The sequence below is a fragment of the Atopobium sp. ICM42b genome, assembly GCA_000564995.1.
Classification (GTDB): Bacteria; Actinomycetota; Coriobacteriia; order Coriobacteriales; family Atopobiaceae; genus Lancefieldella.
In genome coordinates this window covers 16,636-42,670 of sequence record JDFH01000026.1, presented here as the reverse complement: position 1 = coordinate 42,670, position 26,035 = coordinate 16,636, and the positions used below count along the sequence as shown (strand labels likewise).

Annotated in this window: 25 protein-coding genes; 9 read left to right on the top strand and 16 right to left on the bottom strand. The window is 48.1% G+C overall.

The window, feature by feature from the left end:
* Nucleotides 1–338: 338 nt before the first annotated feature.
* The 7 genes from HMPREF1493_RS06920 to rnd all read right to left on the bottom strand — a co-directional run bounded on the left by HMPREF1493_RS06920 (nucleotide 339) and on the right by rnd (nucleotide 7,310).
* Nucleotides 339–1,889: a Cna B-type domain-containing protein gene (locus HMPREF1493_RS06920; protein ID WP_051485335.1), complete on the bottom strand. Its 1,551-nt coding sequence runs from the start codon at nucleotides 1,887–1,889 to the stop codon at nucleotides 339–341.
* Nucleotides 1,890–2,092: 203 nt separating this feature from the next.
* Complete coding sequence (locus HMPREF1493_RS06425; protein ID WP_035428761.1) at nucleotides 2,093–3,262, bottom strand: acetate/propionate family kinase; 1,170 nt, start codon at nucleotides 3,260–3,262, stop codon at nucleotides 2,093–2,095.
* Nucleotides 3,263–3,395: 133 nt separating this feature from the next.
* Entirely contained in the window at nucleotides 3,396–3,740 is a 345-nt protein-coding gene (locus HMPREF1493_RS06420) for a histidine triad nucleotide-binding protein (protein WP_035428759.1), read from the bottom strand.
* A 10-nt stretch (nucleotides 3,741–3,750) separates the two neighbouring features.
* Nucleotides 3,751–4,014, bottom strand: a complete 264-nt coding sequence (gene xseB, locus HMPREF1493_RS06415) for an exodeoxyribonuclease VII small subunit (RefSeq protein WP_035428758.1) — start codon at nucleotides 4,012–4,014, stop codon at nucleotides 3,751–3,753.
* Nucleotides 4,015–4,028: 14 nt separating this feature from the next.
* The gene (xseA, locus tag HMPREF1493_RS06410; RefSeq protein ID WP_035428757.1) at nucleotides 4,029–5,378 is read right to left on the bottom strand and encodes an exodeoxyribonuclease VII large subunit; all 1,350 of its coding nucleotides are present in this window, start codon (nucleotides 5,376–5,378) and stop codon (nucleotides 4,029–4,031) included.
* A gap of 2 nt (nucleotides 5,379–5,380) precedes the next feature.
* Nucleotides 5,381–6,067, bottom strand: coding sequence for a zinc metallopeptidase (locus HMPREF1493_RS06405; RefSeq protein ID WP_035428756.1), 687 nt, complete (start codon nucleotides 6,065–6,067; stop codon nucleotides 5,381–5,383).
* 103 nt (nucleotides 6,068–6,170) lie between these two features.
* Nucleotides 6,171–7,310: a ribonuclease D gene (gene rnd, locus HMPREF1493_RS06400; protein ID WP_198013772.1), complete on the bottom strand. Its 1,140-nt coding sequence runs from the start codon at nucleotides 7,308–7,310 to the stop codon at nucleotides 6,171–6,173.
* An 89-nt stretch (nucleotides 7,311–7,399) separates the two neighbouring features.
* On the opposite strand from rnd, the gene HMPREF1493_RS06395 reads away from it, so the two are divergent.
* The 9 genes from HMPREF1493_RS06395 (at nucleotide 7,400) to HMPREF1493_RS06355 (ending at nucleotide 14,462) form a co-directional block, all read left to right on the top strand.
* Entirely contained in the window at nucleotides 7,400–8,329 is a 930-nt protein-coding gene (locus tag HMPREF1493_RS06395) for a diacylglycerol/lipid kinase family protein (RefSeq protein ID WP_035428755.1), read from the top strand.
* Between the two features lie 177 nt (nucleotides 8,330–8,506).
* On the top strand, nucleotides 8,507–9,088 hold the full coding sequence (locus HMPREF1493_RS06390) for an HD domain-containing protein (RefSeq protein WP_232215533.1): 582 nt from the start codon (nucleotides 8,507–8,509) through the stop codon (nucleotides 9,086–9,088).
* 5 nt (nucleotides 9,089–9,093) lie between these two features.
* Nucleotides 9,094–9,987 (top strand): putative ABC transporter permease, encoded by an 894-nt coding sequence (locus tag HMPREF1493_RS06915; RefSeq protein WP_232215534.1) that lies wholly within the window; start codon nucleotides 9,094–9,096, stop codon nucleotides 9,985–9,987.
* 59 nt (nucleotides 9,988–10,046) lie between these two features.
* Nucleotides 10,047–10,763: an acyl-[acyl-carrier-protein] thioesterase gene (locus tag HMPREF1493_RS06380; RefSeq protein WP_035428753.1), complete on the top strand. Its 717-nt coding sequence runs from the start codon at nucleotides 10,047–10,049 to the stop codon at nucleotides 10,761–10,763.
* Between the two features lies 1 nt (nucleotide 10,764).
* Nucleotides 10,765–11,196, top strand: a complete 432-nt coding sequence (locus HMPREF1493_RS06375) for a (deoxy)nucleoside triphosphate pyrophosphohydrolase (protein WP_035428752.1) — start codon at nucleotides 10,765–10,767, stop codon at nucleotides 11,194–11,196.
* 200 nt (nucleotides 11,197–11,396) lie between these two features.
* Complete coding sequence (locus HMPREF1493_RS06370) at nucleotides 11,397–11,645, top strand: hypothetical protein (RefSeq protein ID WP_035428751.1); 249 nt, start codon at nucleotides 11,397–11,399, stop codon at nucleotides 11,643–11,645.
* Between the two features lie 78 nt (nucleotides 11,646–11,723).
* The gene (thyA, locus tag HMPREF1493_RS06365) at nucleotides 11,724–12,572 is read left to right on the top strand and encodes a thymidylate synthase (RefSeq protein WP_035428750.1); all 849 of its coding nucleotides are present in this window, start codon (nucleotides 11,724–11,726) and stop codon (nucleotides 12,570–12,572) included.
* A gap of 100 nt (nucleotides 12,573–12,672) precedes the next feature.
* Complete coding sequence (locus HMPREF1493_RS06360) at nucleotides 12,673–13,161, top strand: dihydrofolate reductase (RefSeq protein WP_035428749.1); 489 nt, start codon at nucleotides 12,673–12,675, stop codon at nucleotides 13,159–13,161.
* Nucleotides 13,162–13,418: 257 nt separating this feature from the next.
* Nucleotides 13,419–14,462: a putative endonuclease domain-containing protein gene (locus tag HMPREF1493_RS06355; RefSeq protein ID WP_035428748.1), complete on the top strand. Its 1,044-nt coding sequence runs from the start codon at nucleotides 13,419–13,421 to the stop codon at nucleotides 14,460–14,462.
* Between the two features lie 370 nt (nucleotides 14,463–14,832).
* Here the strand turns inward: HMPREF1493_RS06355 and adhE are convergent, their stop codons facing one another.
* The 9 genes from adhE to HMPREF1493_RS06310 all read right to left on the bottom strand — a co-directional run bounded on the left by adhE (nucleotide 14,833) and on the right by HMPREF1493_RS06310 (nucleotide 25,994).
* A complete protein-coding gene (adhE, locus tag HMPREF1493_RS06350; RefSeq protein WP_035428747.1) occupies nucleotides 14,833–17,451 on the bottom strand; it encodes a bifunctional acetaldehyde-CoA/alcohol dehydrogenase in 2,619 nt (872 codons plus the stop codon).
* A 67-nt stretch (nucleotides 17,452–17,518) separates the two neighbouring features.
* A complete protein-coding gene (locus HMPREF1493_RS06345) occupies nucleotides 17,519–18,301 on the bottom strand; it encodes a PLP-dependent transferase (protein WP_198013771.1) in 783 nt (260 codons plus the stop codon).
* Between the two features lie 25 nt (nucleotides 18,302–18,326).
* Nucleotides 18,327–20,093: a threonine--tRNA ligase gene (gene thrS / locus HMPREF1493_RS06340; protein WP_035428745.1), complete on the bottom strand. Its 1,767-nt coding sequence runs from the start codon at nucleotides 20,091–20,093 to the stop codon at nucleotides 18,327–18,329.
* 137 nt (nucleotides 20,094–20,230) lie between these two features.
* Entirely contained in the window at nucleotides 20,231–20,662 is a 432-nt protein-coding gene (locus HMPREF1493_RS06335) for a zinc ribbon domain-containing protein (RefSeq protein ID WP_012808713.1), read from the bottom strand.
* An 86-nt stretch (nucleotides 20,663–20,748) separates the two neighbouring features.
* Nucleotides 20,749–22,173: a bifunctional folylpolyglutamate synthase/dihydrofolate synthase gene (locus tag HMPREF1493_RS06330; protein WP_035428743.1), complete on the bottom strand. Its 1,425-nt coding sequence runs from the start codon at nucleotides 22,171–22,173 to the stop codon at nucleotides 20,749–20,751.
* 14 nt (nucleotides 22,174–22,187) lie between these two features.
* Nucleotides 22,188–22,775: a GTP cyclohydrolase I FolE gene (gene folE / locus HMPREF1493_RS06325; RefSeq protein WP_035428742.1), complete on the bottom strand. Its 588-nt coding sequence runs from the start codon at nucleotides 22,773–22,775 to the stop codon at nucleotides 22,188–22,190.
* 21 nt (nucleotides 22,776–22,796) lie between these two features.
* On the bottom strand, nucleotides 22,797–23,666 hold the full coding sequence (locus HMPREF1493_RS06320) for a bifunctional 5,10-methylenetetrahydrofolate dehydrogenase/5,10-methenyltetrahydrofolate cyclohydrolase (RefSeq protein WP_198013770.1): 870 nt from the start codon (nucleotides 23,664–23,666) through the stop codon (nucleotides 22,797–22,799).
* A 1-nt stretch (nucleotide 23,667) separates the two neighbouring features.
* A complete protein-coding gene (locus HMPREF1493_RS06315; protein WP_035428741.1) occupies nucleotides 23,668–24,321 on the bottom strand; it encodes a cyclodeaminase/cyclohydrolase family protein in 654 nt (217 codons plus the stop codon).
* Entirely contained in the window at nucleotides 24,321–25,994 is a 1,674-nt protein-coding gene (locus HMPREF1493_RS06310; RefSeq protein WP_035428740.1) for a formate--tetrahydrofolate ligase, read from the bottom strand. Before HMPREF1493_RS06310 ends, HMPREF1493_RS06315 begins: the two co-directional genes overlap by 1 nt.
* Between the last annotated feature and the right edge of the window lie 41 nt (nucleotides 25,995–26,035).

Here is a 26,035-nt window from a genome sequence, read left to right as displayed (position 1 = left end):
TTCCGTAGGTGCGGAATTTGCCTATAGTTAAATCTTTTATATGACGCTATTCATTTTTTAGCATATTAGATGAAGTTTATGCATAGAGATGCATATCAGGTAGTGCGACCGCCTAGCTGCCTAGCTATCTTGATTAAGAACATGTCAATTTTTCAGCAGAACCTACCAAAGCTGCGCTATTTTGTGCGCCAGGCCTAAAAGCCGGCGCTAACACGCTGCAGAATCATAATTACCTGCATATGAACTGCCTCCCATTTCTTATGTCCAAGAAATGGGAGGCAGTTCAGAATTAATCTCACAGGCTCTTTTACGTTTAACTTACGTTGTTGTAACGTGCGTTACTGAGCGCGCTTCTTACCAAGAACACCAGCTGCAATAAGAACAGAAGATGCAGCTGCTACAGATACTACAGCAAAGGAAGCATCACCAGTTGAAGGAAGCTTAGGCTCCTTCTTCTTTGGCTGCTTTGGCTTCTTAGGAGTCTCTGAAGGTGGAGTGGTTGGAGTTGGAGGAATGTGAGTATTAGTAATAGTAAAGCCACTGGTAACATCACCTGTTACCTCAGCGGTATAACCCTCAACCTCGTCCTCAACAACGGTGTACGTAATAGCTGTTGTAGTGCCAGCCTGATTCTTATCGAGGTTGCTAAATGTTGCAGTCCAGCCATTTGCGTCAGAGAGAACCTCACTCTTACCAGTATCTACGCCGTCTGCATAAAGGTGTACGGTAACTGAAGTAGGACGAGTACCGTCAGCGTTATTTTGATCTTCCCAAACCTTGGATACAGAAACGCTTACCTGCTGCTCGCCAGTTGCAGTACCGGCACCGCGAGGATTAATCCACCAACCTTCACGAGTGAAGTTATCAGTGTTGCCATCAAAATCAAGAGTTGCTCTATTGTCTACCTGGGTAACGTTGGCTGGAACAATGGTCTTGTACTCAAGCCAGCAATCCTGGATAAGTGGTTGGAAACCAGCAAAGTTAACCTGATTATTGAGTCGAGCAAAATCAAGAGTGTAACCATTAGGAGTAAAGGTAATTGCAGGAAGAATCTGATCTGCAGAAAGAGTCTGAACAGCACCGTTAACAAGGTGGAGAACAAAAGAGTGCTTAAGATATGGACCAGCAAGCTCATCTGCTGGGTTAACACCGGTACCCGTAAGCTTTGATGTATCAACGGTATAAGGATTGACAATCTGATCCTTAACAGTGGCATTAAGCAAACCAACCTGGGTGATATCAGATGGAGTTAGGTTAACAACCCAGCTGGTAACGTAATAATCATTTCCAGTTGTAATTGTTGCACCAGAAGGAAGCGTATAGGTTGTCTCTGCAGTTGCACCAGTTCTGTTGTACTTAGTAATTGCAGTATCCATTGCAGCAATAGAACCGCCATACGTCATGTTAAGACTGGTGTTACCAATATTGAGCGTAGTGCTGCCATTGCCTCTCTGTGCAATTGCGCTTGACCAATTGAGCGAGAAAGACATCTGGCCATGAACGTTAAGAAGACCCGCAATATTGTTATTGAAGGTAACAGTCATGGTATTAGGGTTACTGGTAGGAGTTGCCGTACCAACAGAAATACTATTTCCGTTTGCATCTACACCCATAACCTCAAAAGGAGCTGGAGTATTATTCTCTAGCTCTGGAGGAAGCATAATAGTAAAGGTATCACCTGGTTGTGCAGGGGCACCATTGTTGAGCGCATAATCAAAATTTACACGCACGTTACTACCAACTAATGTTGTATAGCTAGCATTTGAAATAGTTGGTGTGTACTCAACAGCTTGTGCCTTTGTGTTGAATACAGTGAGCGCAGCAAATACAGTGAGCACAAACATAACCGCAAAGCTCAAAGACCTGCTAACTAAACCTTTAGACTGCATGATGCTCCTCACAGCTAGTTCAAAGATTTATTTATCTGCACACAAATAGCTGTACAAAACAATAAGATTTCTTTGAAACTCTACCTTCTTACTTAAAAATATAAAGTTCTAAAGTACTGATGTCAAAGAACTATCTATATCTCCATAAAAAAACTCCCGCACAGAGTGCGGGAGTTAATATTATTTTGGATTGTAAGGAAAGCTTACTTACCCAGAAGCTCCTGAACGTCAAGAGCAATCATATACTCCTCGTTGGTAGGTACAACCAGGACGCGTACCTTTGAATCTGGAGCAGAAATGTCACGGATTTCACCGGAGCGAATCTTGTTCTTCTCCTCATCAATCTTGACACCCATCCACTCAAGCTCTTTGACAACGCCAAGACGCATCTCATCGGAATTCTCACCAATTCCAGCAGAGAAAGCCATGGTATCAAAGCCATGCATAGCCTGAGCCATCTCCATGATGAGCTGAGACGTACGATAATAGAACATATCAAGTGCAAGCAGGCAGTCCTTATCGCCAGCGTGAGCGCCATCCTCAATATCACGAGAATCGGAATGGCCAGACAGAGCGAGAAGACCAGACTGCTTATTCATCATAGTGTCAATCTCATCGATGGAGTAACCACCAACGCGAGAGAGATAGAAGACAGTAGCTGGGTCAATAGTGCCGCAACGAGTGCCCATGATAAGACCATCAAGTGGAGTAAGACCCATGGTGGTCTCAAGATCGCGACCATCCTCAATAGCGGAAAGAGAAGCACCAGAACCAAGGTGGCAGCTAACCAGCTTGTGAGTCTGACCGTTGGTAAACTCATTGGTTGCGCGCCAAATGTAGCGGTGAGAAGTACCGTGAGCGCCGTATTTGCGGACGTGGTACTTATCAACAACATCGCGAGGAAGAGCATAGCGATGTGCCTTCTCTGGCATATTGAAGTGGAAAGAAGTATCGCAAACGATTACATTGCCAACCTCTGGGAAGAGCTCACGGCAAATCTCAATAACATCAGCCTCAGCATAGTTATGAAGAGGAGCAAGTGGAGCAACCTCACGAACCTGAGCCAAGACCTTATCGTCTACAACAGCAGACTCTGGGAAGTACCAACCACCCTGAACAACACGGTGACCAATGCCATCGATTGGCTTATCAATAGTCTTAAGGATGTCAAAGACATGCTTAATAGCAGTCTTGTGATCAGGAAGAGCAACCTCAAGCTTCTGCTTCTCTCCACCAAGCTCCTCGTGACCAACAAAAGAACCTTCGATACCGATACGCTCGCAGTTTCCTTTTGCGTAAACCTCGCGGGTGTCAACGTCAAGAAGCTGATACTTAAGAGATGAGCTACCTGCGTTGATAACCAGTACGTTCATGTGACTCCTCTTTCCGTGAAGCAGTGCAGACTATTAGGTCTTACTCTCCTACTTCAAATAAACATAACCGCATGACATCATAAACCCCAAGATACCCCGGAGTTAAATAGACGAGCAAAAAACTTGAATATTTTTATTTTCCGCCCATAGAATCATTCAACTGCTTGCCACCTAAAACGTGGAAGTGGACGTGATTGACTGACTGGCCACCATGCTTTCCGGTATTGGTAACAACGCGGAATCCAGTCTCCTTAATTCCTGTCTTTTCTACTACCGCAGCTATAGCCTTAGTAACACTCTCAAGGGTTGCAGCAGGAATACCATCAATGATGTTGTCGTAGTGGTTCTTTGGTACAACAAGAACGTGAACAGGAGTAATAGGATTTAGGTCATTAAAAGCTACAACGTTTTCATCCTCATAGAGAAACTCTGTAGGGATTTCTTTGTTAGCAAGCTTACAAAAAATACAATCAGACATAACCTCTCCTTTACTCGTCTAAATATGCAGTAGAAGGCGCTGCGGTTGTATCAGTAATTGCAGCTCCTGCCTGGGACTCATCAAGCAGAACCTTAACCTTCTGCTCTGCAGTATCAAGCCTTCCACGAAGATCCTTTACCAGCTCAACGCCACGAGCATACAGAGCCAAAGACTCCTCGAGCTCCAAATCTGTGCCCTCAAGCTTACGAACAATCTGCTCAAGCTCAATAGAAGCATCTTTAAAAGTCAGCTCTTCAGTCTTCTTAGTATCCATGTTGTTCCCCTTATCTATGAAAGCTCAATATCAGAAACAGTTGCCTTAATTGTTCCATCCGTCATTTTGACCAGCAATGAATCTCCAACCGAGGCGTCTTTGGCCGTTTTAATGACAGATCCCTTTTCATCTTGAACATACGCATATCCCCTTGTAAGAACCTTTAGAGGAGAAAGCGCGTCTAATTTTCCTGCAAGCGAAGACAGCAAAGCCTCATGTGGATGGAGCATGGCAGCACTAGCTCTGGTTAGCCTTTGTGACTCAACAGAAAGCGTCTCTTTCTTTCTTGCAAGAAGCGCTGGCAGAGCGTCCATAAGCCTTTGCTCAGTCTGATTAAGGTCTTCTGTTCTTGTTGAAATAATATAAGCAGGATCTTTCAAACAAGGACGATCTGATAGCTTCTCTAGCTGGTACTGTTTACTTGCTAGAGCATTTTTCATTGCCAAGTTAGAGCGTTGCTCAACAGTTGTAAGTCCTGTTTTATAGAACTGCAAAATCTTTCTTGTAGCATTTCCAAGGCGAGAAATTCTGTTGTTAAACGTAGTTTGTAACTCACTAATAGCGGGAGCCACAGACTCTGCGGCAGCAGTTGGCGTTGAAGTTCTTCTATCAGAAACCATATCTGCAATGGTGGTATCGGGCTCATGACCAATGCCTGTGATAACAGGAACTGGACATGCAGCAATAGCGCGAGCCACTCCCTCGTCATTGAAACACATAAGATCTTCAAATGAGCCACCACCACGCACCAGCAAAATTGCATCTGGCCGTGTAGTTGCAGCAACCTGGAGAGCTCTCATAATAGTTGCAGGTGCATGAGTACCTTGAACAGCACAGCCAGATACCTCAAGCTCTACAAGAGGGTTTCTGCGCGCAAGCGTACGCTTAACATCATCAATGACGCTGCCAGAAAGTGAAGTAACTACACCAATGCGTGTACAAAACTCTGGAATGTAGCGCTTTCTGGAAATGTCTGTAAGACCCTCTTTTTCTAGCTTTTTAGCAAGCTGGGCAACCTTTTGACGAAGGTCTCCTTCTCCGGCAATCTGAATAGTGCGAGCATGAAAAGAAAGCTTGCCGCTTGAAGCGTAAATATCAAACTTTCCTGTCATCTGGATTTTCATGCCGTCTTGCAACGTAATACCACTAGCAGCATAAATCTTTGACCAGACAATAACTGCCATAGAACTAACAGGGTCTTTTACGTCAAAGTAGCAATGCCCAGACTTGTAGTTTGGACCCCTAAATCCAGAAACTTCACCAACCACCGTCATAGATGGCATTGAGGCAACTTCATTTTTTGCAAAGAGCACCGCATCAGATACCGAAAGAACAGAATCTTCTTTCTCTTGAATCTGATCCATTACTAGTTCCTGCTTCTGGAAGAACCAAGCAGATATAGAAGCTGGAGTGCAGAAACCATTGCAGCGGCTACGTAAGTAAGAGCAGCGGCAATCAGTACCTTTTTAGCGCCATTGTAGTCAAAGCCTGCAGGAGCATTTGCCTTCAAAAAGGCTAATCCACGCCTTGAAGCATCAATCTCTACAGGAAGCGTAACTATATGGAATAAGAAGGTAAATGCATACAGCCAAATTGCTAGCACGGTCATGCCTGAAACATTTAGCAAGACACCAGCAATAAAGACATAGATCCATGCTGCGGATGCTAAATTAACAACAGGAACAAGGGCGGAACGAACTCGAGATGGCATGTACAGCTTAGCGGTCTGAACAGCATGACCCGCTTCATGACAAGAAACAGCAACTGAAGCTACACTGCCCTCAGAGAAGTTTGCATCAGAGAGGTGTAGGCAATTGTCACGTGGATCAAAGTTATCGGTGAGCTCACCAGAAATTCTCTTGATGCCAACATTGCCTGCTCCGTTAGTGTCCATCATGGTACGAGCAACAGAAGCGCCGGTGGCATTAAACCCTGAAGGAACTAAAGAATACTTTTTAAATTCATGCTTGATGTACCACTGAGTGCCCAATCCGAGCACCAACGAGGCAACTACTAGAACAACGTATGGGATAAACGCACCAGAGTAATACATATTTTTCTCCTATCTATGTATAAAGATGAGTATACCCAACTCACCGGACAAAAAGTCAGATTTGAATGAGCAACCACACTTGCCTTAGATTAAAGCGCCTCAATTACAACAGCTCTACTCGACCATTTTTGACGGTAAGTCCTACCTCGCCATTGAGTAGTCCAACAAGCTGCTTGCCCACTAATTGATAGCGCCATCCAGTTTTAAGTCTTGCATCAACCTTGTCCAAAAGCAGATCAGTAAGATCGTCTTTATTGGCAATCAACGGAGATGCAATTCCTTCTTTTTCTGAGACAATCCTGATAAGAGCATACATAAGCTCAACAACACCTTCAGAACCAGCTGAAGGATGAGCATGATGCTCAATTTTTGGACACTGATCAGCGGGAGTCTTTTGACCACGTTTGATTGCATCCAAAAGATGCACTACCCCACCTTGAGAAATCTGCTCGGTACCGCGAATTTTGCGTAGTCTATCAGGTGTTGTAGGCACACGACGACAAATCTCAATAATAAGTTCGTCAGAAAGCACCCACTTACGTGGAACATCTCTTTTAGCAGCAGTTTCTTCTCGCCAGGCGCACACCTCTCGAGCAATAGCAAGTTGTCTGCGCGTAAGCGAGCCAGAACGTTTTAAACGGAGATATGCCTGATAGGGGTCTCGACGATACTGCTCAATATTAGTATGTTGGTCCATCTCTGGCTTTACCCAGCTCAGACGATCAAGCTTGATGAGCTTCTCGACCATTTGATTGTAGATTGCGGGAAGATATCTCACGTCATCCTCGGCATATACCAGCTGCTCTTTATCAAGAGGTCGCTTTGACCAGTCTGTTAAAGACTCAGCCTTAGCAAGCTTGACGTTAGCAAAATTTTCTACCAGACCGGCGTAGCTCACCTGTTGACGCATGCCCAAAAATGCAGCTGCTACCTGCGTATCAAATACAGGAGCACACGCGCAGTCCATTTTTTCTAGCAAGACCTCAAGGTCCTGTGAGCACGCATGGAAAATCTTGACAATCTGCGGGTTTTCCAGGAGCTCTTTAAGAGGAGTAAGGTCATCAATAAGTAACGGATCAATCGCAGTAATCTCTGAACCTGTGGAAACCTGTACCAGGCAAAGCTTGGGAAAGTAGGTTTTCTCGCGAAGAAACTCCGTATCAACTGCAAGGATATGCGAAGACTTTGCTCGCTCACAAAATGCGGAAAGTTCTTCTGAGGTTGCTATATACAATGCGTCCATCCAATTGCCGATTAAGTATCTAACGTAAAGCGATACACTCATACGTATCAAAATGATATACCAGCTTGTCGCAAATCTTCGGAGGATATATGAGAACCCTCATCATTCACAATCCTTGCTCAGGTTTTAGCTCTGACGCAATCTTTGAATTTGAGCGCGCTCTTTTGAAAAGCGGCGACAAATGCCTGGTAAAGCTAGTTGAAAGCCATTGGCGCACAGATGAGGTTCTGAGTTCTGTTCAGCCTGAAGATTTTGACGTAGTGGTGCTCTCGGGCGGAGATGGAACCGTATCTAGCCTGCTCTACGGCCTTAGAGGATGCCAGACACCTATTCTTGTCTTCCCTTCTGGAACCGCTAATCTTCTAGCTGCAAATATTGGAAACGCTCCTGAACCTAACGCACTGGCGCTGGCCTGCAGAAACCTTCAGACCGCACAGCTTGATCTGGGTGAGATTACCTGGACCACAGTGTCGGGAGAAACCCATGTAGCTGGAGTTCCTTTAATGGCCGGTACAGGCCTTGACGCAGAAATTATGCGTTCAGCTATCCCCCACAAACAAACCTTTGGAGAAGCCGCATACTTTACTGCGGCCCTAGCCAACCTTATGCCGCCAGTTCACGACTTCAAAATTACCGTTGACGGCAAAGTACATGAGCTTCAGGGCATTGGCTGCCTTATTGCAAACAGCTCCATGATGCAAGCAGGAATTGAATTAGCCCCTGGTAATCGTATGAATGACGGTCTGCTTGAGGTTATTGTCATTGAGACTCACATGACTGCAAAACTGGTACGCCCACTGCTTTCTGGTTTCTTTGATCGCACGGGAGACTCGCTTGGTAGGCCCTACCTCAATAGCTTTAGCGGCAAAGAAATTACCGTTGAATCAACAGCACCTATGCCACTGGAAGTAAATGGCGAGGTCACCTGCCACGACATCTACGCCTATTCTGCTAGGTGTCTTCCTGGCGCAGTAAACGTAGTAGTGGACTACATGAGCCCCTACAGTGAGAAAGCATAAGAGCAGTTAAACAGCACAATAAGCACCGCCAAAGCTTGCGTTTTCTTTTCTTTCGTTTTCGTAACATTCAGCCAAAAAGATTGCACGTAACCGTCAGATTAACTAATCTTTTATAGATACATTGCTAAGGTACGCTCACGATTTTCTAATGTGTGCGCACAGTTGATGGGATATTTTTTGGTTGACGTTTCTAAAATTCGCGAGAGGTTCGATGAGCTTTCGACTCCTATTCTGAAGTCTGGAAGACTCTATCAGCTTGCAACTTTTACACAACATGGAACTACCAGCACGCTCGACCACGTTATTGCGGTTGCTTATAGCAGCCTTGCATTTGCCATGAACGCTGGCATCAAAGTTGACGAGCATGCCCTTGTACGTGGCGCGCTTCTGCATGACTACTACCTCTATGATTGGCACGATCACGAGGCCGCGCCAGACAACTGGCACGGATTTACGCACCCTCGCCATGCACTTAATAATGCTCGCGAGGATTTCCCTGATTTAACCCCTGTTGAGGAAGACATCATCTTGCATCACATGTTTCCTCTCGTTCCTATTCCACCTCATACCAAAGAGGCTTGGATTGTAACAACTTGCGATAAAGCTTGTTCAACTGCAGAAACACTAACAGGCAATCCATACAAAAAAGATGGTTTCCGCCCAACGGGTTTCTCGACACCTGAAAGCGATTTTCAGGGCACAACAAACAATGAGTCAAATGAGTTTAACGACTATATGGATTACGGAAACCTCTTGTGAGCACTATGACTGAGACACTGCGTACGCTCTTTGCACTCGATAAGAATATTGAGCTCTTTGTGCAGCATCTGCCTCAGATGGTCATAATTTTTGCACTGATTTCTTTTGGTGGTTGGGTATACGAGACCATTTACTGCTCCGTTGTTGAGGGAGAATTTACCAAGCGCGGTTTTCTTTTTGGACCTACGTGTCCCATTTATGGCATTGGCGCGCTTGCAGTTTGGCTGGTACTTGGCCAGATTTCCAATCCATTTATTGTCTTTATTATTGGCGGATTTTTGGCCACTGTTATTGAATACTCAACCGGCCTCTTTTTGGAGCGACGCTTTAAAAAGAAGTGGTGGGACTATTCCATGTTTAAGTTCAACTTGCATGGTCGAATTTGTCCCCAGGCCAGCGCGGTGTTTGGAGCTTTTTCAGTTACTTCAGTCTTTGTACTAGTTCCAGCGATGCTTGATATTTTGATGCTTTTCTCAAGGCACACTATCTCTGTACTGGCCTTTATTGTTGTCACGCTCTATTTTTTGGATACGGTTGCCAGCCTTCTTTGGAATGGGCCAACCACCCATCACAAAGTTGAAGCCGCAGCTCAGGATGCATCAATGAAAATAGAAGAGGCCGCACATAACGCATCACAGCAGGTTGATGCGATGGCTCAAAGCGCTTCGCAAAAAGTGAGCGCTGCAGCACAAAATGCTTCAGAGAAAGCAAATGCAGCTGCTCAAAAGGCAAACGCGGCAGCCCAAAAAGCAAATGCAGCTGCTCAAACTGCAACCCTTCTTGCCACTCAAAAGGCTAAAGAGGTTTCCCAGAAAGTCCAGGTAACCAAACAAAAGTTTGACGACACTACCCAGAAAGTCAAAGATCACCTGCCAAGTTCGTTCCCCTGGGACAACTAAACGGGTTTCTCGACATACCGTAATACTTCAGCAAACGCTGATTTAGAGTTTGGATTTGTATGTACACCATTGAAAGTAGAGTTAGATACAGCGAATGCGATGAAACAGGCAAACTTTCCCTGGTAGGCGTCATGAACTACCTGCAGGATTGCTCGACGTTCCATTCTGAAGATATTGGCCGCGGCTTTAAGCAGCTGACCAGCGAGGGATATGCTTGGGTTCTGGCAACTTGGCAGATTCAGGTTGACCGACTCCCCCAATTTGGCGAGAAGATCTGCGTGGGCACCTGGTCATATCAGATGAAAGGTCTTCAAGCATCAAGGTCGTTTGTCATTAATGATGCAGACGGCACAAACATCGTAAAAGCGGATTCAACCTGGTATTTAATGGACATTAAAGAAAGCAAGGCTGCTCGTGTTCCAGAAAGCGAGAGCATCTACATTACCGGCGAGCCTCGCGTAGATTTGCCACCAACTCCTCGAAAAATTGCACTTGAGGGAAACGCCGTTGATGGTCCAGCTATTCTTGTTTCTCAGCAGCATCTGGATACAAACAAGCACGTCAACAATGCTCAGTACGTGCTCATGGCTGTCGATACGCTTGTGGCCCTTGGCTATTCTCACAAGCTGCGCCGCATTGTGGTTCAGTACAGAAGTCAGGCGCGCTTGGGCGACACCATTACTCCCCAGGTATACACCGATGAGACGGGTTTCTCGGTAGTGCTCAAAGATGCCGAGAGTTCCACCGTCTTTGCAACAGTCAGGCTGGAGGGATAACATGGCCGAGGCCAAAACAGTCAATGTAGCTGCAGCTATCTTCTATAAAGACAACAAAATTCTTGCCGCTTGTAGAGCTGATGCGGATAATGCTGGCTTCTGGGAGTTTCCTGGCGGAAAAGTTGAGGCTGGAGAAACCTCAGAGCAGGCGCTGCGTCGAGAAATTCAGGAAGAGCTGCACTGTAGCGTGCAGGGAGCGTTTTTCTATGACACGGTAGCTTACTCCTACCCCACCTTTGACCTGCATATGGATTGTTATATCTGCACGCTGGGCGAGTCTGAGGAGCCTATCGCGGATCCAGAGGTTCACTCGGAGCTTCGTTGGCTTGCGCAAAACAAGCTGCTTGACGTGCAGTGGCTTCCCGCGGACATTGAGCTCATCAAGCAGCTTGGCACGTTCTGGAACGACATCTTTGCGTCGCAGCACCTGTAGGAGCCGCGGACGCGTAAACCGCGGGCGCGAGCGCTACGAGCGCGGATGCTGCGGGTGTAAGCGAGCTGCAGGCGCGAACAAGTCGTCGTGTGCAAAATACTTTGCAGAGAATGTGAAGTGACAAAAAGAGGGGTTTCTCGCCATGAAATCCTTGGGCTACGACGGGTATCATCAAAGTGTAAGCGTTTGATTGAGGATTGATGGCAAAGAAAGACGACAACCAAGATACCAGGGACAACAGGCATAAATTTGGCGGCGAGGGCCCTGACTTTGACCCAAACGATCCGTCGCAGATGCCTGACGGCTCTCCTTTCCCTGCAGGCTTGCTATTTTTTATAGTTATTATGCTGCTCTCGGGACTGGGACGTTCTTGTGTTTCGAGCAATCAGACTTCCTCAAGCCCGCTTTTTGGGGATCCCTACAGCGCTTATACTGACAGCAACTGGTAATGTACTTGGAAAAGACTTGCTATACGTACAACTAGCAGGTGTTTATTCCATTTTGAACGGTATTTTGAAGGATTGAATATGAGCAAAGCAGATCGCATTTTTATTGATATGTGTTCCGACATTATTGAAAACGGCACCACCACTGAGGGCGAGAAGGTCCGTCCTACCTGGGAAGATGGTACCTCCGCATACACAATCAAGAAGTTTGGCGTCTGCAATCGCTATGATTTGCGCGAGGAGTTTCCAGCACTGACGCTTCGTCGCACTGCGCTCAAGAGCGCCATGGATGAGGTTCTGTGGATTTACCAGAAGAAGTCCAACAACGTTAACGACCTTAACTCTCACATCTGGGATTCATGGGCTGATGAGTCTGGTTCCATTGGCAAGGCTTACGGTTATCAGGTTGGACAGGTTTCTCACTACTCCGATGGCGACTATGACCAGATGGATCGCGTGCTCAAGGACCTCAAAGAGAATCCGTTCAGCCGTCGTATTATGACCAACCTGTATACCTTTGCCGATCTTTCTGAGATGAACCTCTACCCTTGCGCATTCAACGCAATTTACAACGTTACTCAGGAGCCAGGTAAGGATAAACCTACGCTTAGCCTACTGCTTGTTCAGCGTAGCCAGGACATTCTTGCAGCTAACAACTGGAATGTTTGCCAGTACGCTATCTTGCTCATGATGGTTGCGCAGGTCAGCGGCATGGAGGCTGGTGAGCTGGTTCACATGATTGCCGACGCTCACATTTATGATCGCCACGTTGACATTGTTAAAGAATTGATTTCTCGCCCCACCTTTGATGCGCCAAAGGTGAGCCTGAACCCTAACATCACCAACTTCTACGACTTCACTACTGACGACCTCATTGTCGAGGATTATCAGCACGGTCCGCAGATCAAGAACATTCCGATTGCGGTTTAGGCGCAGTTGCTGCAGACGCGGCTGGCGCTGCAGGCGCCCGGACGGATGCTCAAGCTAAGATCATCATTTCATGTAAGACGATACTTGACAGGAGAACCACATGAACGCAATTGTTTCTGTAACACGCGATTGGGGCATCGGATGCGACGGAGATCTTCTCATCCCCAACAAGGCTGACATGAAGTATTTTGTTGAGCACACGCGCGGTTGCACGGTTGTCATGGGCAGAAAGACGCTGGAGAGCTTCCCTGGTGGACCGCTTAAAGGTCGCCGTAACATTGTCATTTCTAGAAATGCCGATTACCAGGTCGAAGGCGTTGAGGTGGTGTCGTCGGCAGAGGAAGCGCTTCGTTTAGTTGCGGATGAAGCTCCCGAGAAGGTCTGGCTTCTTGGAGGCGCTTCAATTTACCGCGCTCTTCTCGACAAGTGCTCTTACGCGTACATCACGAAGCACGACACCGTAGTTGACGCGGACACGTACTTCCCCAACCTGGACGAAGATCCTGCGTGGGAAGTTTGTAACGAGGAAGATGGCGGCGTGACTCCAGAAGGTGTCGCTTTCAAGTTTGTAATCTACCGACACGTTTAGGCGTCGTGTGGGCCTACCAAGAGCGTTTTTGTTGTTGTGCACAACCCATCAGTGCGTCCAATCGTATGAATTTTATGTTGATTGGGCGCAACGATTTATGGATTCTTTAGTTTAATTTTCATCTAAGTCCCTCTTTTACCTGATGGTATGAGAGGACTTTTTATTATGGCAAAACCAAGCCAGGGAACTTACAAATAGCTGTCAGATTGCTGACAAAGCGTGCTGATATATTCGTTTCTCAATCTAAGGAGGAGCGAATGGATATTATTTTCTCGCATGAAACTGCACTTCAAATCTGTGGTCAACTTAAGAATCACGGAAATGATGAGGTGTTATCACAACGCTCATCAAGGGATTTTCGTGCAACGTACGCTGCATGTTCAGATGAGACATATGAAGAAAAGCTTCAATTTCTTAAGAAAGAATATGGCATAGTTTTGGCTAAAACCACTCATGAAATACTCAGAGATAATTTGCGGACAAGAAATTGCGATGCGCGAGTATCTCACCAATTCAAATGCCTTTTACCCGTTGGCTCACTTATTGATTTGGGACAAAACATGTATTGTATCTCGCCTGCTTTAGCTGTTTGTATGATGTCAAGGAATAAGAGTCCTCTCCATCAAATTGTACTGGCTAATCTACTGATGGCCAGTTATGGTCATCTCGCAAACGGTGAACTTTGTGAATTTGATATGCCGTTGGTAACTTCAAACGAGCTTACGTCTCTTTTGAGTGCACTTGAACCTTTTTCTCCAGGTTTGCATACGACAAAGAAAAACATGCGCTATTTCTTCTCTGATGCGGCCTCTCCCATGGAGGTCAAAATGGCAATTAGATCTGCCATGCCCTATTGTGAAGGTGGTTTCAATCAAATGCCGATTGCGTTGAATAAATCGTATGTAATAAAAGACCAAATAAACCAAGAGGTTCAACCTAAAGAGCGAAGGTTAGATTTACTTTATGGCAAGATGTCCAAATCAAATTTGTCTGGATTGAATTTAGTAGCTATTGAATATAACGGTGCATATCATGATGACTTCTATCAGCAAAGAAAAGACAATCAAAGAACAAATGAGCTGAATTCAGTAAGTATTAAGGAGTACTTTGTAAATGCAGATATCTACAGAAACCAGCTCGCAATGCAAAATATGTTCCTAAGCATTAAAAAGGACTTGGGAGATAGCAATCTGTACCGGATTAGGCGGATGTTACGTCAGTATTCTCATGAGCAATTCATTTTGATGAATAAACTTGATTCAATATACAGATTTATGAATGAACTAATATATAAAATTTAACTATCCCTGAATTGTCCCATGCGGCAACACAGCAATGTCAGATAATCTGCAAAATTCGATGCTAATAGCACACCAAATGAAGATATTCTGCAATAAACACGCATTATTGGAGCAATGTATAGCCTTTTTTGACAGATTAAGTGACATAGATGTGTTTTGTGATTCTATGGTCACGGTTTCAATCAAAACAGCTCATTGACTGATCAGACAACGAATTTTGTTAGCTAGAAAAAGAGCCGGTTACCTGGGGTTTAGGTAACCGGCTCTTGTTTTGTGCTTTGCGCGCTACGAGTCGGAAGCGGTGAATGCGCGACGCAATGGATGTGCTACGTAGCGGCCGTGGCGGCCGCGACTGTGACGCACGCGGGGATTAGTCCTCGTAGAAGCCTGGCTCACGACCGTAGTAAGCATCCAGGTAGAGCTCGCGGAGCTCGGAGACAAGTGGGTAGCGTGGGTTTGCGCCAGTGCACTGGTCATCGAATGCCTGCTCAGACATCTCGTCAAGGGTATCGAGGAAGTACTTCTCATCTACGCCGTAGTCCTTGATGGTCTCCTTGACGCCGATGTATGCCTTGAGCTCCTCAATCTTCTTGACGAAGTTCTCAAAGACCTCACGGTCATCCTTGCCGGTAACGCCGCAGAAACGGCCTGCCTCAGCGTAACGTGCGAGGGTGTGTGGATGATCGTATTGTGGGAAGGTTCCCATCTTTGTTGGACGCTCAGCTGCGTTGTAGCGCATAACGCGAGTAAGGATAACTGCGTTTGCCCAACCGTGTGGAATGTGGTGGAAAGCGCCCAGTTTGTGAGCCATAGAGTGGTTGATACCGAGGAATGCATTAGCAAATGCAAGACCACCCAGGCAGGAAGCATTTGCCATGTGATCGCGTGCCTCAACATCGTTTGGATTGTCATAAGCACGTGGCAAGTACTCAAAGACCAGCTTCATGCCGCGAAGAGCCATGCCATCTGTGTAGTCAGATGCCATCATAGAGACAAATGCCTCGAGGCAGTGAGTAAGAACGTCGATACCAGAAGCAGAGGTCAGGCCCTTAGGCTGGCTCATCATGTTGTCGGTATCAACAATTGCCATGTTAGGCAGCAACTCGTAGTCTGCAAGTGGGTACTTAACGCCGTTGTCAGCATCAGTGATGATGGCAAATGGAGTTACCTCGGAACCAGTACCAGAAGAAGTTGGAATAGCAACGAAGAATGCCTTGTTGCCCATCTTAGGATAGTTGTAGACACGCTTACGGATATCCAAGAAGTCCGCCGCCATGTCCTCAAACTTCTCCTCTGGGTTCTCGTACATGGACCACATAATCTTACCTGCGTCCATAGCAGAACCGCCGCCGATTGCGATGATGCAGTCTGGCTCGAAGGAGCGAATGCGAGCTACGCCCTCAAGTGCGCACTGAAGGGTTGGGTCTGGAGCAACATCCCAGAATGAAGAGTGAACAATACCCAGGGAATCCAGGGTCTCCTCGATAGTCTTGGTGAAGCCACTCTTGTAAAGGAACTGGTCTGTGACAATGAAGACGCGCTTCTTGTTATAGACCTCTTTAAGCTCACGGAGAGCAAGAGGCATGCAGCCCCTCTTGAAGTAGACCTTCTCAGGTACACGAAGCCAAAGCATATTCTCTTGCCTCTCTGCAACAGACTTGTAGTTAAGCAGGTGCTGTGGGCCAACGTTGCCGGAGACGGAGTTGCCGCCCCAGGTACCGCAGCCAAGGGTTAGGGATGGAGCCATCTTGAAGTTGTAGAGGTCTCCAATACCACCCTGAGAGGAAGGAGTATTGATCAGGATACGGCAGGTTTTCATTGCCTCCTGATGCTTAGCAATCTTCTCTTTCTCGTTAATGTTGACGTAAAGAGAGCTGGTGTGACCGTAGCCACCATCAGCAACAAGACGCTCTGCCTTAGCAATTGCCTCGTCAAAAGTCTTTGCACGATACATGCCAAGAACTGGAGAGAGTTTCTCGTGAGCCATCTCTTCTGAAGGCTCAACAGAGGTTACCTCACCAATAAGAATCTTGGTCTTCTCTGGGACGTCGACGCCAGCAGTCTTTGCGATGAAGTGAGCAGACTTACCAACAATAGCTGCATTAACAGCGCCGTTGACAATGACAGTCTTACGGACAGCGTCAAGCTCCTTACCCTGGAGGAAGTAGCAGCCGCGATCAGCGAACTCCTTCTTAACCTGGTCATAAACGCTGTCAAGAACGGTAACAGACTGCTCGGAAGCGCAGATCATACCGTTATCGAAGGTCTTGGAGTGAATGATGGAGCTAACTGCAAGCTTGATATCTGCAGTATCGTCGATGATAACAGGGGTGTTACCAGGACCAACGCCCAGAGCTGGCTTACCAGAAGAGTAAGCTGCGTTAACCATACCTGGACCACCGGTTGCCAAAATGATGTCAGCGTTGCTCATGACTGCTGCAGTCATATCAATGGTAGGAGCTGGTACCCAATCGATAATACCCTTGGGGCAGCCGGCCTTCTCGGCAGCATCGCGAACAATACGAGCAGCAGCAATGGTGCACTCTTTTGCGCGTGGATGTGGGGAAATAATAATGGCATTTCTTGTCTTCAGGGCAAGAAGCGTCTTAAAGATTGCGGTAGAAGTTGGGTTAGTAGTTGGAATAACTGCAGCTACGATACCCATTGGCTCGGCTACAACTCGATAACCTGCAGCTGGATCATCCTCTACAACGCCACAGGTCTTCATGTCCTTGTACTTGTTGTAAATGTACTCTGCTGCGTAATGGTTCTTGATAACCTTGTCTTCCATTACACCCATGCCAGTTTCTTCAACTGCCATGCGAGCAAGAGGGATACGATTTTTCTCGGCCGCAAGAGCAGCTTCATAGAAAATCTTATCGACCTGCTCCTGAGTGAATGTTGCAAACTCTGCCTGTGCCTCACGCATCTCTTCGAGGCGCTTGAGCAAAGTATCAACATCCTCAATTTGAGTAGCCTTCTTTGCCATAAAATCCCCTTCTATTTAGGAACATTAGTTCAAATTATACCAAGGTATGCTAATCAAATGCTTACCGTTAACCGACTCTCTCAAAATTTATAATCTGCGTTCTGGCGTCTTCATCAGTTGCTGTAAATCTATGCCATTCACCTGGCGATTCTTTCCGCATGTAATCCACGTATGGACCAAATCCACCCACCAGCTGCGATGTTGCGCGCGCAAAGTTCGGGTCCGTCTTGAGACCCGGATAGCGCACCGCCTCGACGCGCGGATGGCACGCCAGGTACGCGGCAACCACCTGCGCCGCGTCGCTTGCCGCGTGGCGAGAAACCCGTGCACTCGCCTGCTCTTCCGCTCCCGTTGCAGAAACCGTCACGTCCTCTGCAGGACATGCTTTTGCTTCAACTGCCTCTGCTACCCACGGTATGCAGCACTTCCGCATGCACACGACAACATATCCCGGCACCCGAGCGTCCTCGGCTACTGCGATCTCTGCTCCTAGACGGCACGCGGGGCTGAATTCGGCTCCAATCGTACGCACGTCCGCCACAATCAACTCCCCTGCTGCGGCCCTGCCTTTTATGTCGCACACCTCAACGGGCACGCCAGCAAGCGGCTCCACGACGGTTGCACCGCCTGCAACCAGTGTGGCGAGAAGTTCGTCTACATAGGAAACAGGGACAAGCCGCGCACGGCCTGCCCCTGTCATTTTTACGTATTCAGCTACAACGTCGGTTGCGGTTTGTGTGACAACGTCGGTTGCGGTTTGCGTGACAACGTCGGTTGCGGTTTGCGTGACAACGTCGGTTGCGCCGACACTCTTCGTGCCGCCTGCGCCACCCTGCGCTGTGCCACCCATAACCTGCACTTTGTCCGAAACCCTATTAACCAACGCGCTCAGCATTCTCTTTGACAACCTGAGCAATAAACTCGTCAAGCTCTGCAACGTGAGTCTCGTTGGAGCGGTCGCGAACAGAAATGTTTCCTGCCTCAACCTCCTGCTCACCAAGGATGAGCATGTAAGGAACACGATCAAGTGAGCGAGCCTCACGAATCTTATAGCCAATCTTCTCGTCACGGTCGTCAACCTTAACGCGAATACCAGCAGCTGCGAGCTTCTCAGCAACCTCATGAGCATAAGGGCGAGACTTCTCGGAGACAGGAAGAACCTTGACCTGGCATGGGCTCAGCCAGACTGGGAACTTGCCTTCGTAATTCTCGGTCAGAATACCAATAAAGCGCTCGAAGGAGCCAAAACCAGCGCGGTGAATCATGATTGGCTGCTTCTTGGTGCCATCGGAGTCAATGTACTCAAGCTGGAAGTTGTGAGGCAGCTGGAAGTCAAGCTGGATGGTACCGCACTGCCAAGAACGGCCGAGGCAATCGGTCAGATGGAAGTCAATCTTAGGACCGTAGAACGCACCGTCGCCCTCGTTGACAACGTACTCAATGCCCATAGACTCAAGTGCATCACGAAGGCCCTGCTCAGCGCGCTCCCAATCCTCATCAGAACCCATAGAATCCTCTGGGCGCGTAGAAAGCTCAACGCGGTATGGGAAGCCAAACTGTGCATAGTAAGCAGTGATGAGGTGAGATGCATCCGTGACCTGCTCAGTAATCTGATCAGGGCGGATAAAGAGGTGTGCGTCGTCCTGAGTAAACTCACGAACACGGAACAGACCGTGCAGAGCACCCTTCATCTCATAACGGTGATCAAGACCAGCCTCAGCCAGCTTCATAGGAAGATCCCTATAAGAACGTGGCTTGGACTTATAAATTAAGCAAGCACCAGGGCAGTTCATAGGCTTAATGGCAAAGTCCTCTTCATCTACCGTGGTGGTGTACATATTCTCTTTGTAGTGATCCCAGTGACCAGAAGTCTCCCACAGGGAACGCGAGAGGATCAGTGGAGTCTGAACCTCCTGATAACCAAAGCGAGCCTGCATCTCATGCCAGTAATCGGTCAGAGCGTTACGCAGAGCCATACCGTTTGGAAGCCAGAATGGAGAACCTGGACCAAAGTCGGACATCATGAAGAGCTCCATCTCGCGACCAATCTTTCTGTGGTCGCGCTTCTCGGCCTCTTCAATCATCTTGAGATATTGAGCAAGCTCATCTTTGGAACCAAACGCAACGCCATAAATTCTGGTGAGCATCTTGTTGTTCTTATCGGCCTTCCAATACGCACCAGAAATGCTGGTCAGCTTAAAAGCCTTAACACCCTTGGTGTAGAGCATGTGAGGACCAACGCACATGTCGACGTATTCACCCTGCTTGTAGAAGGTGATGTGAGCGTCAGGAGCAAGATCGCCAATGTGCTCAACCTTGTAAGACTCGCCGCGCTCCTTCATGTAGGCAATAGCCTCATCACGAGGAAGCTCAAACGTCTCAATCTTGAGGTTCTCTTTGACAATCTTCTTCATCTCATCTTCGATAGCTGGGAAATCGTCCTCGTTAACCTTAGTGTCTCCAAGATCAACGTCATAGTAAAAACCATTTTCGGTTGCTGGACCATAGGCAAACTGTGCGTGTGGGTACAGACGCTTCAAAGCCTGAGCAAGCAGGTGAGCTGCATCGTGGCGAATAACCTCAAGCTCTTCAGCTGCATCGTTAATCTCGCCAACGTGGCCGTCGTTATATAAAACCTTCATGTAAAACCCCTCAGAGGTAGCTACTCATAGAAACAGGCACGGCGCCTACTCTGCTCACACGGGAGCTTAGGAGCAGACGCCTACATAGTCTCTGTTGTAAAACACCAGATTGCCATCATAAAGAACAAAACCAAACGTTATTGAATGCGAGTACGGCAGTAAGGGCAAACCTTCCAGTCTGCGTTCAGAGGACGATGGCATGTTGGGCAAACGTTTCTAACCTGCGTATTGCAGATTGGACATACGATAAAATCGCGGTCAATTGGAGCGGAGCACTTAGGGCAGATGCCGTAGTGAGAAAGCTGGTGCTCACGAAGGGCAATATCAAGGTCCTGCTCCTCGCGGTCAATGAGGTAGCTGCTTGGACGCAGAATAACGTACGCAAGCAGACCAACAACAGGAACAACAGAAATGACTGCCCACATCCACCAAGGTTCTGCGCCACGACGCTGAGCGTCGCGAATAACGTAGATGATGGAAAGGATATAAAGCATTACGACGCAAATGACCATGAGGTAAATAACCATACGTACCTCAGGTGTAATAATCTGATCAAGAATCTCCTGCATCTGACAGCCCCTTCTGCTGGCTTTTTGTTCTCTCCTAAATCGTACGACAAACCGCCTCAAAATGGAGCGAAATGTCGCAGATAAATTTATTTTACCAAAGCATCACTAAAATGTGCAGCAACCTCGCCAGCAAGTGAAATTGTTCCACATGCTACAAAGCCCTTCTCGCGCAAGGCGTCCACTGCTTCGGGAACGCTTCTGTACACAGATACCACGTTAGCGCCGCAGGCTTTGTACAGCTCAGCAAGCTCATCTGCATCCATGGCGCGATCGTTATCTGTCTGGGTTACCGCTACCTCAGGGAACTCTTTGGCGAGAAGTTCTGCGATGCCCTTAACATCTTTATCTGCAAACACCGCAGTCAAAAGCATAGGACGATTAGTAACTTCTGGCTCAATTGAGCGGATAGCAGTTAAGAATGTCTCGATTGACTGAGGGTTGTGAGCCGCGTCGATAAGGACTAAAGGCTTTGGCTGAAGCAGCTGGAACCTACCGGGTGTAGGGCACCTGGTTGTGGAGAAAAACGCTTTCTCTGCATCAAGCGGACGACCCAGAAAATCCTCAGCCAAGCAGGTTGCCAAGGCAATGTTTGCTGCCTGGTAGCTTGGTTTAAGCGCAGCAAGATCTTCGTAGGTTGCACGCGGTGTCACAACCGTAAGCTCCAGCGGGAATCCAATGCTCTTAGGCTTTTTGGTAATGAAGAAGTGTGCGTGAGGCAGCTCTGGATGGTCAGACGACTGACCAGCAGAAACCTCTCCTTCAACGTCTTCAGGCTTGTCAGCTACAAGAAGAGTTGGGACAACGTCCGCAGAAGCTGCTTGGGACAAGAATACGTCTTGGACGCTCTGAGGAGTTGTCGTTCCCACGCCAAGCACGCAGGTGCGACCAGGCTTGATAATGGCGGCCTTCTCGCCAGCAATAGCCTCGAGGGTATCGCCTAAGATGCGCGTGTGGTCCAGGCCAACACCTGTAATAGCAACGGAGGTGATGTTTTGAGCGGCGCTTGTTGCGTCCCACCTGCCGCCCATGCCGCACTCAAGCACGCAGACGTCAATCTCTGCCTCGGCAAAGACGACCAAGGCTGCAACTGTGAGCAGGTCAAACTCGGTGATGTCATAAGGACGCTCGCCCAAGGCGACTCGCTGAGCGTTGACGCGCTCCCCTGCTACCTGAGCAGCTGAAACGCCGTGAGCAAAGGCTGCCTCAGAGACGGGCGTGCCATTGATCTCCATACGCTCGGTATAGCTGATGAGCTCGGGAGACGTGTAAAGGGCGGTCTTGAGACCCTCTCCCTTGAGCAGGGCTGCAGTGTATCTGGAGGTAGACGTTTTGCCGTTGGTACCTGCAATCTGGACGCTCTTAAAGCAGAGATCAGGGTTGCCCAACTCTTTGAGCATGTCTTCCACGCTCTCCAGCAGGGGTTGAATGCCAAACTTCTTTGTATCGTGAAGCACCTTTAAAGACTGCTCATAGCTCAGCTCAGGTACAGAAAAAGGAACAGAATAACTCATTGCGCACATACCTCTTATAGACCAAGCAGACGCATAGCCTCTGCACGGGTTTTCTCGTTAGTTTTAAAAATGCCACGAACCGCAGATGTGGTGGTCAAAGCACCCGATGCCCTAATACCGCGCATGCTCATGCACGTATGCTCGGCCTCCATAACCACCAAAACGCCCAGAGGATCAAGCTCTTCTACCATGGCGTCTGCAATCTGGCCCGTTAAACGCTCCTGTACCTGCAGGCGGCGAGAATATCCGCTGACGCAACGAGCAATTTTGGAAAGGCCGGTAATACGACCATTTTGTGGAATGTAGCAAACGTGCGCCTTGCCCACAAAGGGCAGAATGTGATGCTCGCAGGTAGACGAGAAAGGAATGTCGCGGACAATAACCATCTCTTTATTGCCCTCTTCATGGAACTGTTTACGCAGGTGAGCTGCAGGATCTTCCTGCATGCCACCAAAGAGCTCCACGCAAGCACGAGCAACACGGTCTGGTGTATCAAGCAGACCTTCTCGCTCTGGATCCTCGCCAATAGCAAGCAAAAACTCCTTGACCGCGGCTTTTACGCGCTCTTGGTCAAGCTCTTTATAGTTATTTACCGCTGCCATGAGGCAACCTACCTTTCACTCTTATGCAAGCGTTCTTTGAGCTGCTGCAACAACATGGCGAGCAAGAATTGCCGTTGTCACGCTACCTACACCGCCAGGAACAGGAGTATAAGCACTTACCAGAGGAGCTACCTGCTCTGTATTAACATCGCCAACAAGCTTTTGAGCTGCTTCATCCCAGTTAATGCCCACGTCAATGATGGTCTGACCATCTCTTACGTAGTCAGCCCCAATAAGGTGCGCACGACCTGCGGCCACAACCACAACCTCTGACTGCTTAAGCGTAGCAGCAAGGTCTTTGGTCTTGCTGTGACACACCGTCACTGTAGCGTTTCTTGCACTTAAAAGCGCAGCTACCGGACGACCAATGACGTTTGAGCGACCAACAACAGCAACAGGTGCTCCCTCAAGAGGCACCTGGTAGAAATCAAGAAGTGCGAGAACTGCCTCTGCCGTGCAAGGCCCCAGTGCACCAGGAGTTCCACAAAGCGTTGCCAGCAGCATAGAATCGGTGGCGCAATCAACATCTTTTTCTGGTGATAGATACTGAAGCGCTTCATGCTCGTCAATTCCAGCAGGAAATGGACGCATAGGCAGACAACCATGCACCAATACATCAGCAGAAACATGGTCAAACGTAGCATTTACCTGCTCTTGTGTAGCGTCTTCTGGAAGCTCAATGGTCTCAACTTCAAAGCCTACCTTCTCCGCACGCGTATAAGCCGCGCGCTCATACGTAAGGTCATCGCTTTTCTGTCCAATGCGAACAATAACTAGCTTAGGAGTTACGCCTTGTGCACGAAGTTCCTGAACCTGAGCGGCAAGTTTTTCAGTTATTGCTTTAGCAACAGGAGCGCCACGAAGCTCCTGTGACAGAGTCTCTGAGCTCATGTTATGCCTCCTGTCTCAGCTGTGCGCTCACTGCATCGCTTACGGCGTCAGCTCGTGATACATAGGTGTCCAGAAGCTTATCTGCCTCATCAAGCAATGTTTGAGCATAGGCCGTATCATGCATGGAGCGTGTATTTACAAACAACGTGTGCGAAGCTGCAATCAAAGCTCCACGCGCAAGAGCGGCACCGCAACCTACGTCGGATAAAAGCATACGTGATCCCTTGATAAGCATCTCTTCGAGAAGTTCAATGGACTCGCACACTTTTCTCATAACCTTCAGCGGAGGTTGAGCTGCTTCTTTAAGAGCATCCTCAACAATCTCTACGCGCTTTGGATCATCTTTAGACACACTAAACGCGCTGGAAACCAGCAAAAACTGGCGAGAGTCTTCATCCATAAGCTCCATGAAATCTTGGCGAAGCGCTCCAGCTCGAGCAATGTATTTTGCAAGATCGTCTTCATGCTGAGCATAGGCAGGTTTTCCTTGTGCGTAGACACCGGCCATTGAAGCCAAAGATACTGCAAGTGCGCCTACATAAGCGGCAGCGCTACCACCGCCAGGAATAGGCTCTTTTGCAGCAAGGTGTTGAGCATAAGAGTCTGCGCTATAGGTTGTAAACGCTACTTCTTCAGGTGAAGAGGGATAAGACATTAGAAAAGACCCACAATTCTTCCATCATCAAGAACATCAATGTGCTCTGCAGCAGGAACCTTTGGAAGTCCTGGCATGGTCATAATAGAGCCCGTAAGACAGACTACAAAGCCAGCACCTGCAGAAACACGTACTTCTCGCACGGTAATCTTAAAGTTTTCTGGAGCACCCAATTTGGTCTGGTCATCAGTAAATGAGTACTGAGTTTTTGCCATACAAATAGGAAGCTCGCCAAAGCCAAGCTCTTCAAGCTGCTGGAGCTGCTTGGCGGCACTTGGAGCAAATTCCACACCATCGGCATGGTAAATCTTGGTAGCAATGTCTGTAATCTTCTGCTTCAAAGACTCTTTGACATCGTATGCAAAGGTGAGTTTGGACTCAGTCTGACAGAGGCGCATGACCTCTTCTGCCAAAGCTTGACCACCTTTTCCGCCTTTTGCCCAAACCTCAGACAGTACTACATTTACGCCGCGCTTCTTGCACTCCTCCTCTACCAGAGCAAGCTCTTCAGCGGTATCGGTTGGGAATGCATTGATGGCAACAACTACAGGAAGTCCATAGACGGTCTGGATGTTGTCAACGTGACGAAGCAGGTTAGGAATGCCCTCTTTAAGCGCCTCAACGTTTTGCTGGTTAAGATCTGCTTTGGCAACGCCTCCGTTGTACTTAAGAGCGCGAACAGTTGCCACCAAAACAACAGCTGAGGGAGCAAGACCAGTAGCTCTACATTTGATGTCCAAGAACTTCTCGGCACCAAGGTCTGCACCAAAACCAGCCTCGGTAACAACGTAATCAGCAAGACGAAGAGCAGTCTTTGTTGCCTCAACCGTATTGCAGCCGTGAGCAATGTTGGCAAAAGGACCGCCGTGGACAAGAGCGGGTGTGTGCTCAAGCGTCTGTACCAGGTTAGGCTGAATAGCGTCTTTGAGCAGTGCGGTCATAGCGCCCTCGGCGTGGATATCACTGACGGTAACAGGCTTGCGGTCATAGGTGTAGGCAATAACCATTCTGCCCAGACGCTCTTTAAGATCTTTGATGCCCGAAGCAAGGCAAAATACGGCCATGACCTCGGAAGCGACCGTGATATCAAAGCCATCTTGTCTTGGCATGCCATCGGCAATGCCACCAAGGCCGTCAACAACATTTCTGAGCTGGCGATCGTTCATGTCAACGCAGCGCTTCCACACCACACGGCGTGGATCAATGTTAAGGCTGTTGCCCTGCTTGATGTGGTTATCCAGCATGGCTGCGCAGAGGTTGTTTGCAGCGCCAATAGCGTGGAAGTCTCCGGTAAAGTGAAGGTTGATGTCCTCCATAGGAACTACCTGGGCATAGCCGCCACCTGCAGCACCGCCCTTGACGCCAAAGACAGGACCCAAAGAAGGCTCTCTAAGGGCCAACATGGCAGACTGTCCCAAGCTGGTCAAGGCATCTGCCAAACCAACCGAGGTAGTGGTCTTTCCCTCGCCCGCTGGCGTTGGGTTAATGGCAGTTACCAGCACAAGCTTGCCGCGAAGAGGCTTATCTGCCAAAGCGCGTGCATCAAGCTTTGCCTTATAGCGACCATAAGGCTCCAGCAAATCCTCTGGAATACCCGCACGCTTTGCCACCTCAAAGATGGGAAGCATCTCGGATGATTGAGCAATCTCGATATCGGACTTAACCTCAGACATGTTGTTCCTAACCTAAAGTGGCCTGCATGCACGTACTAAAC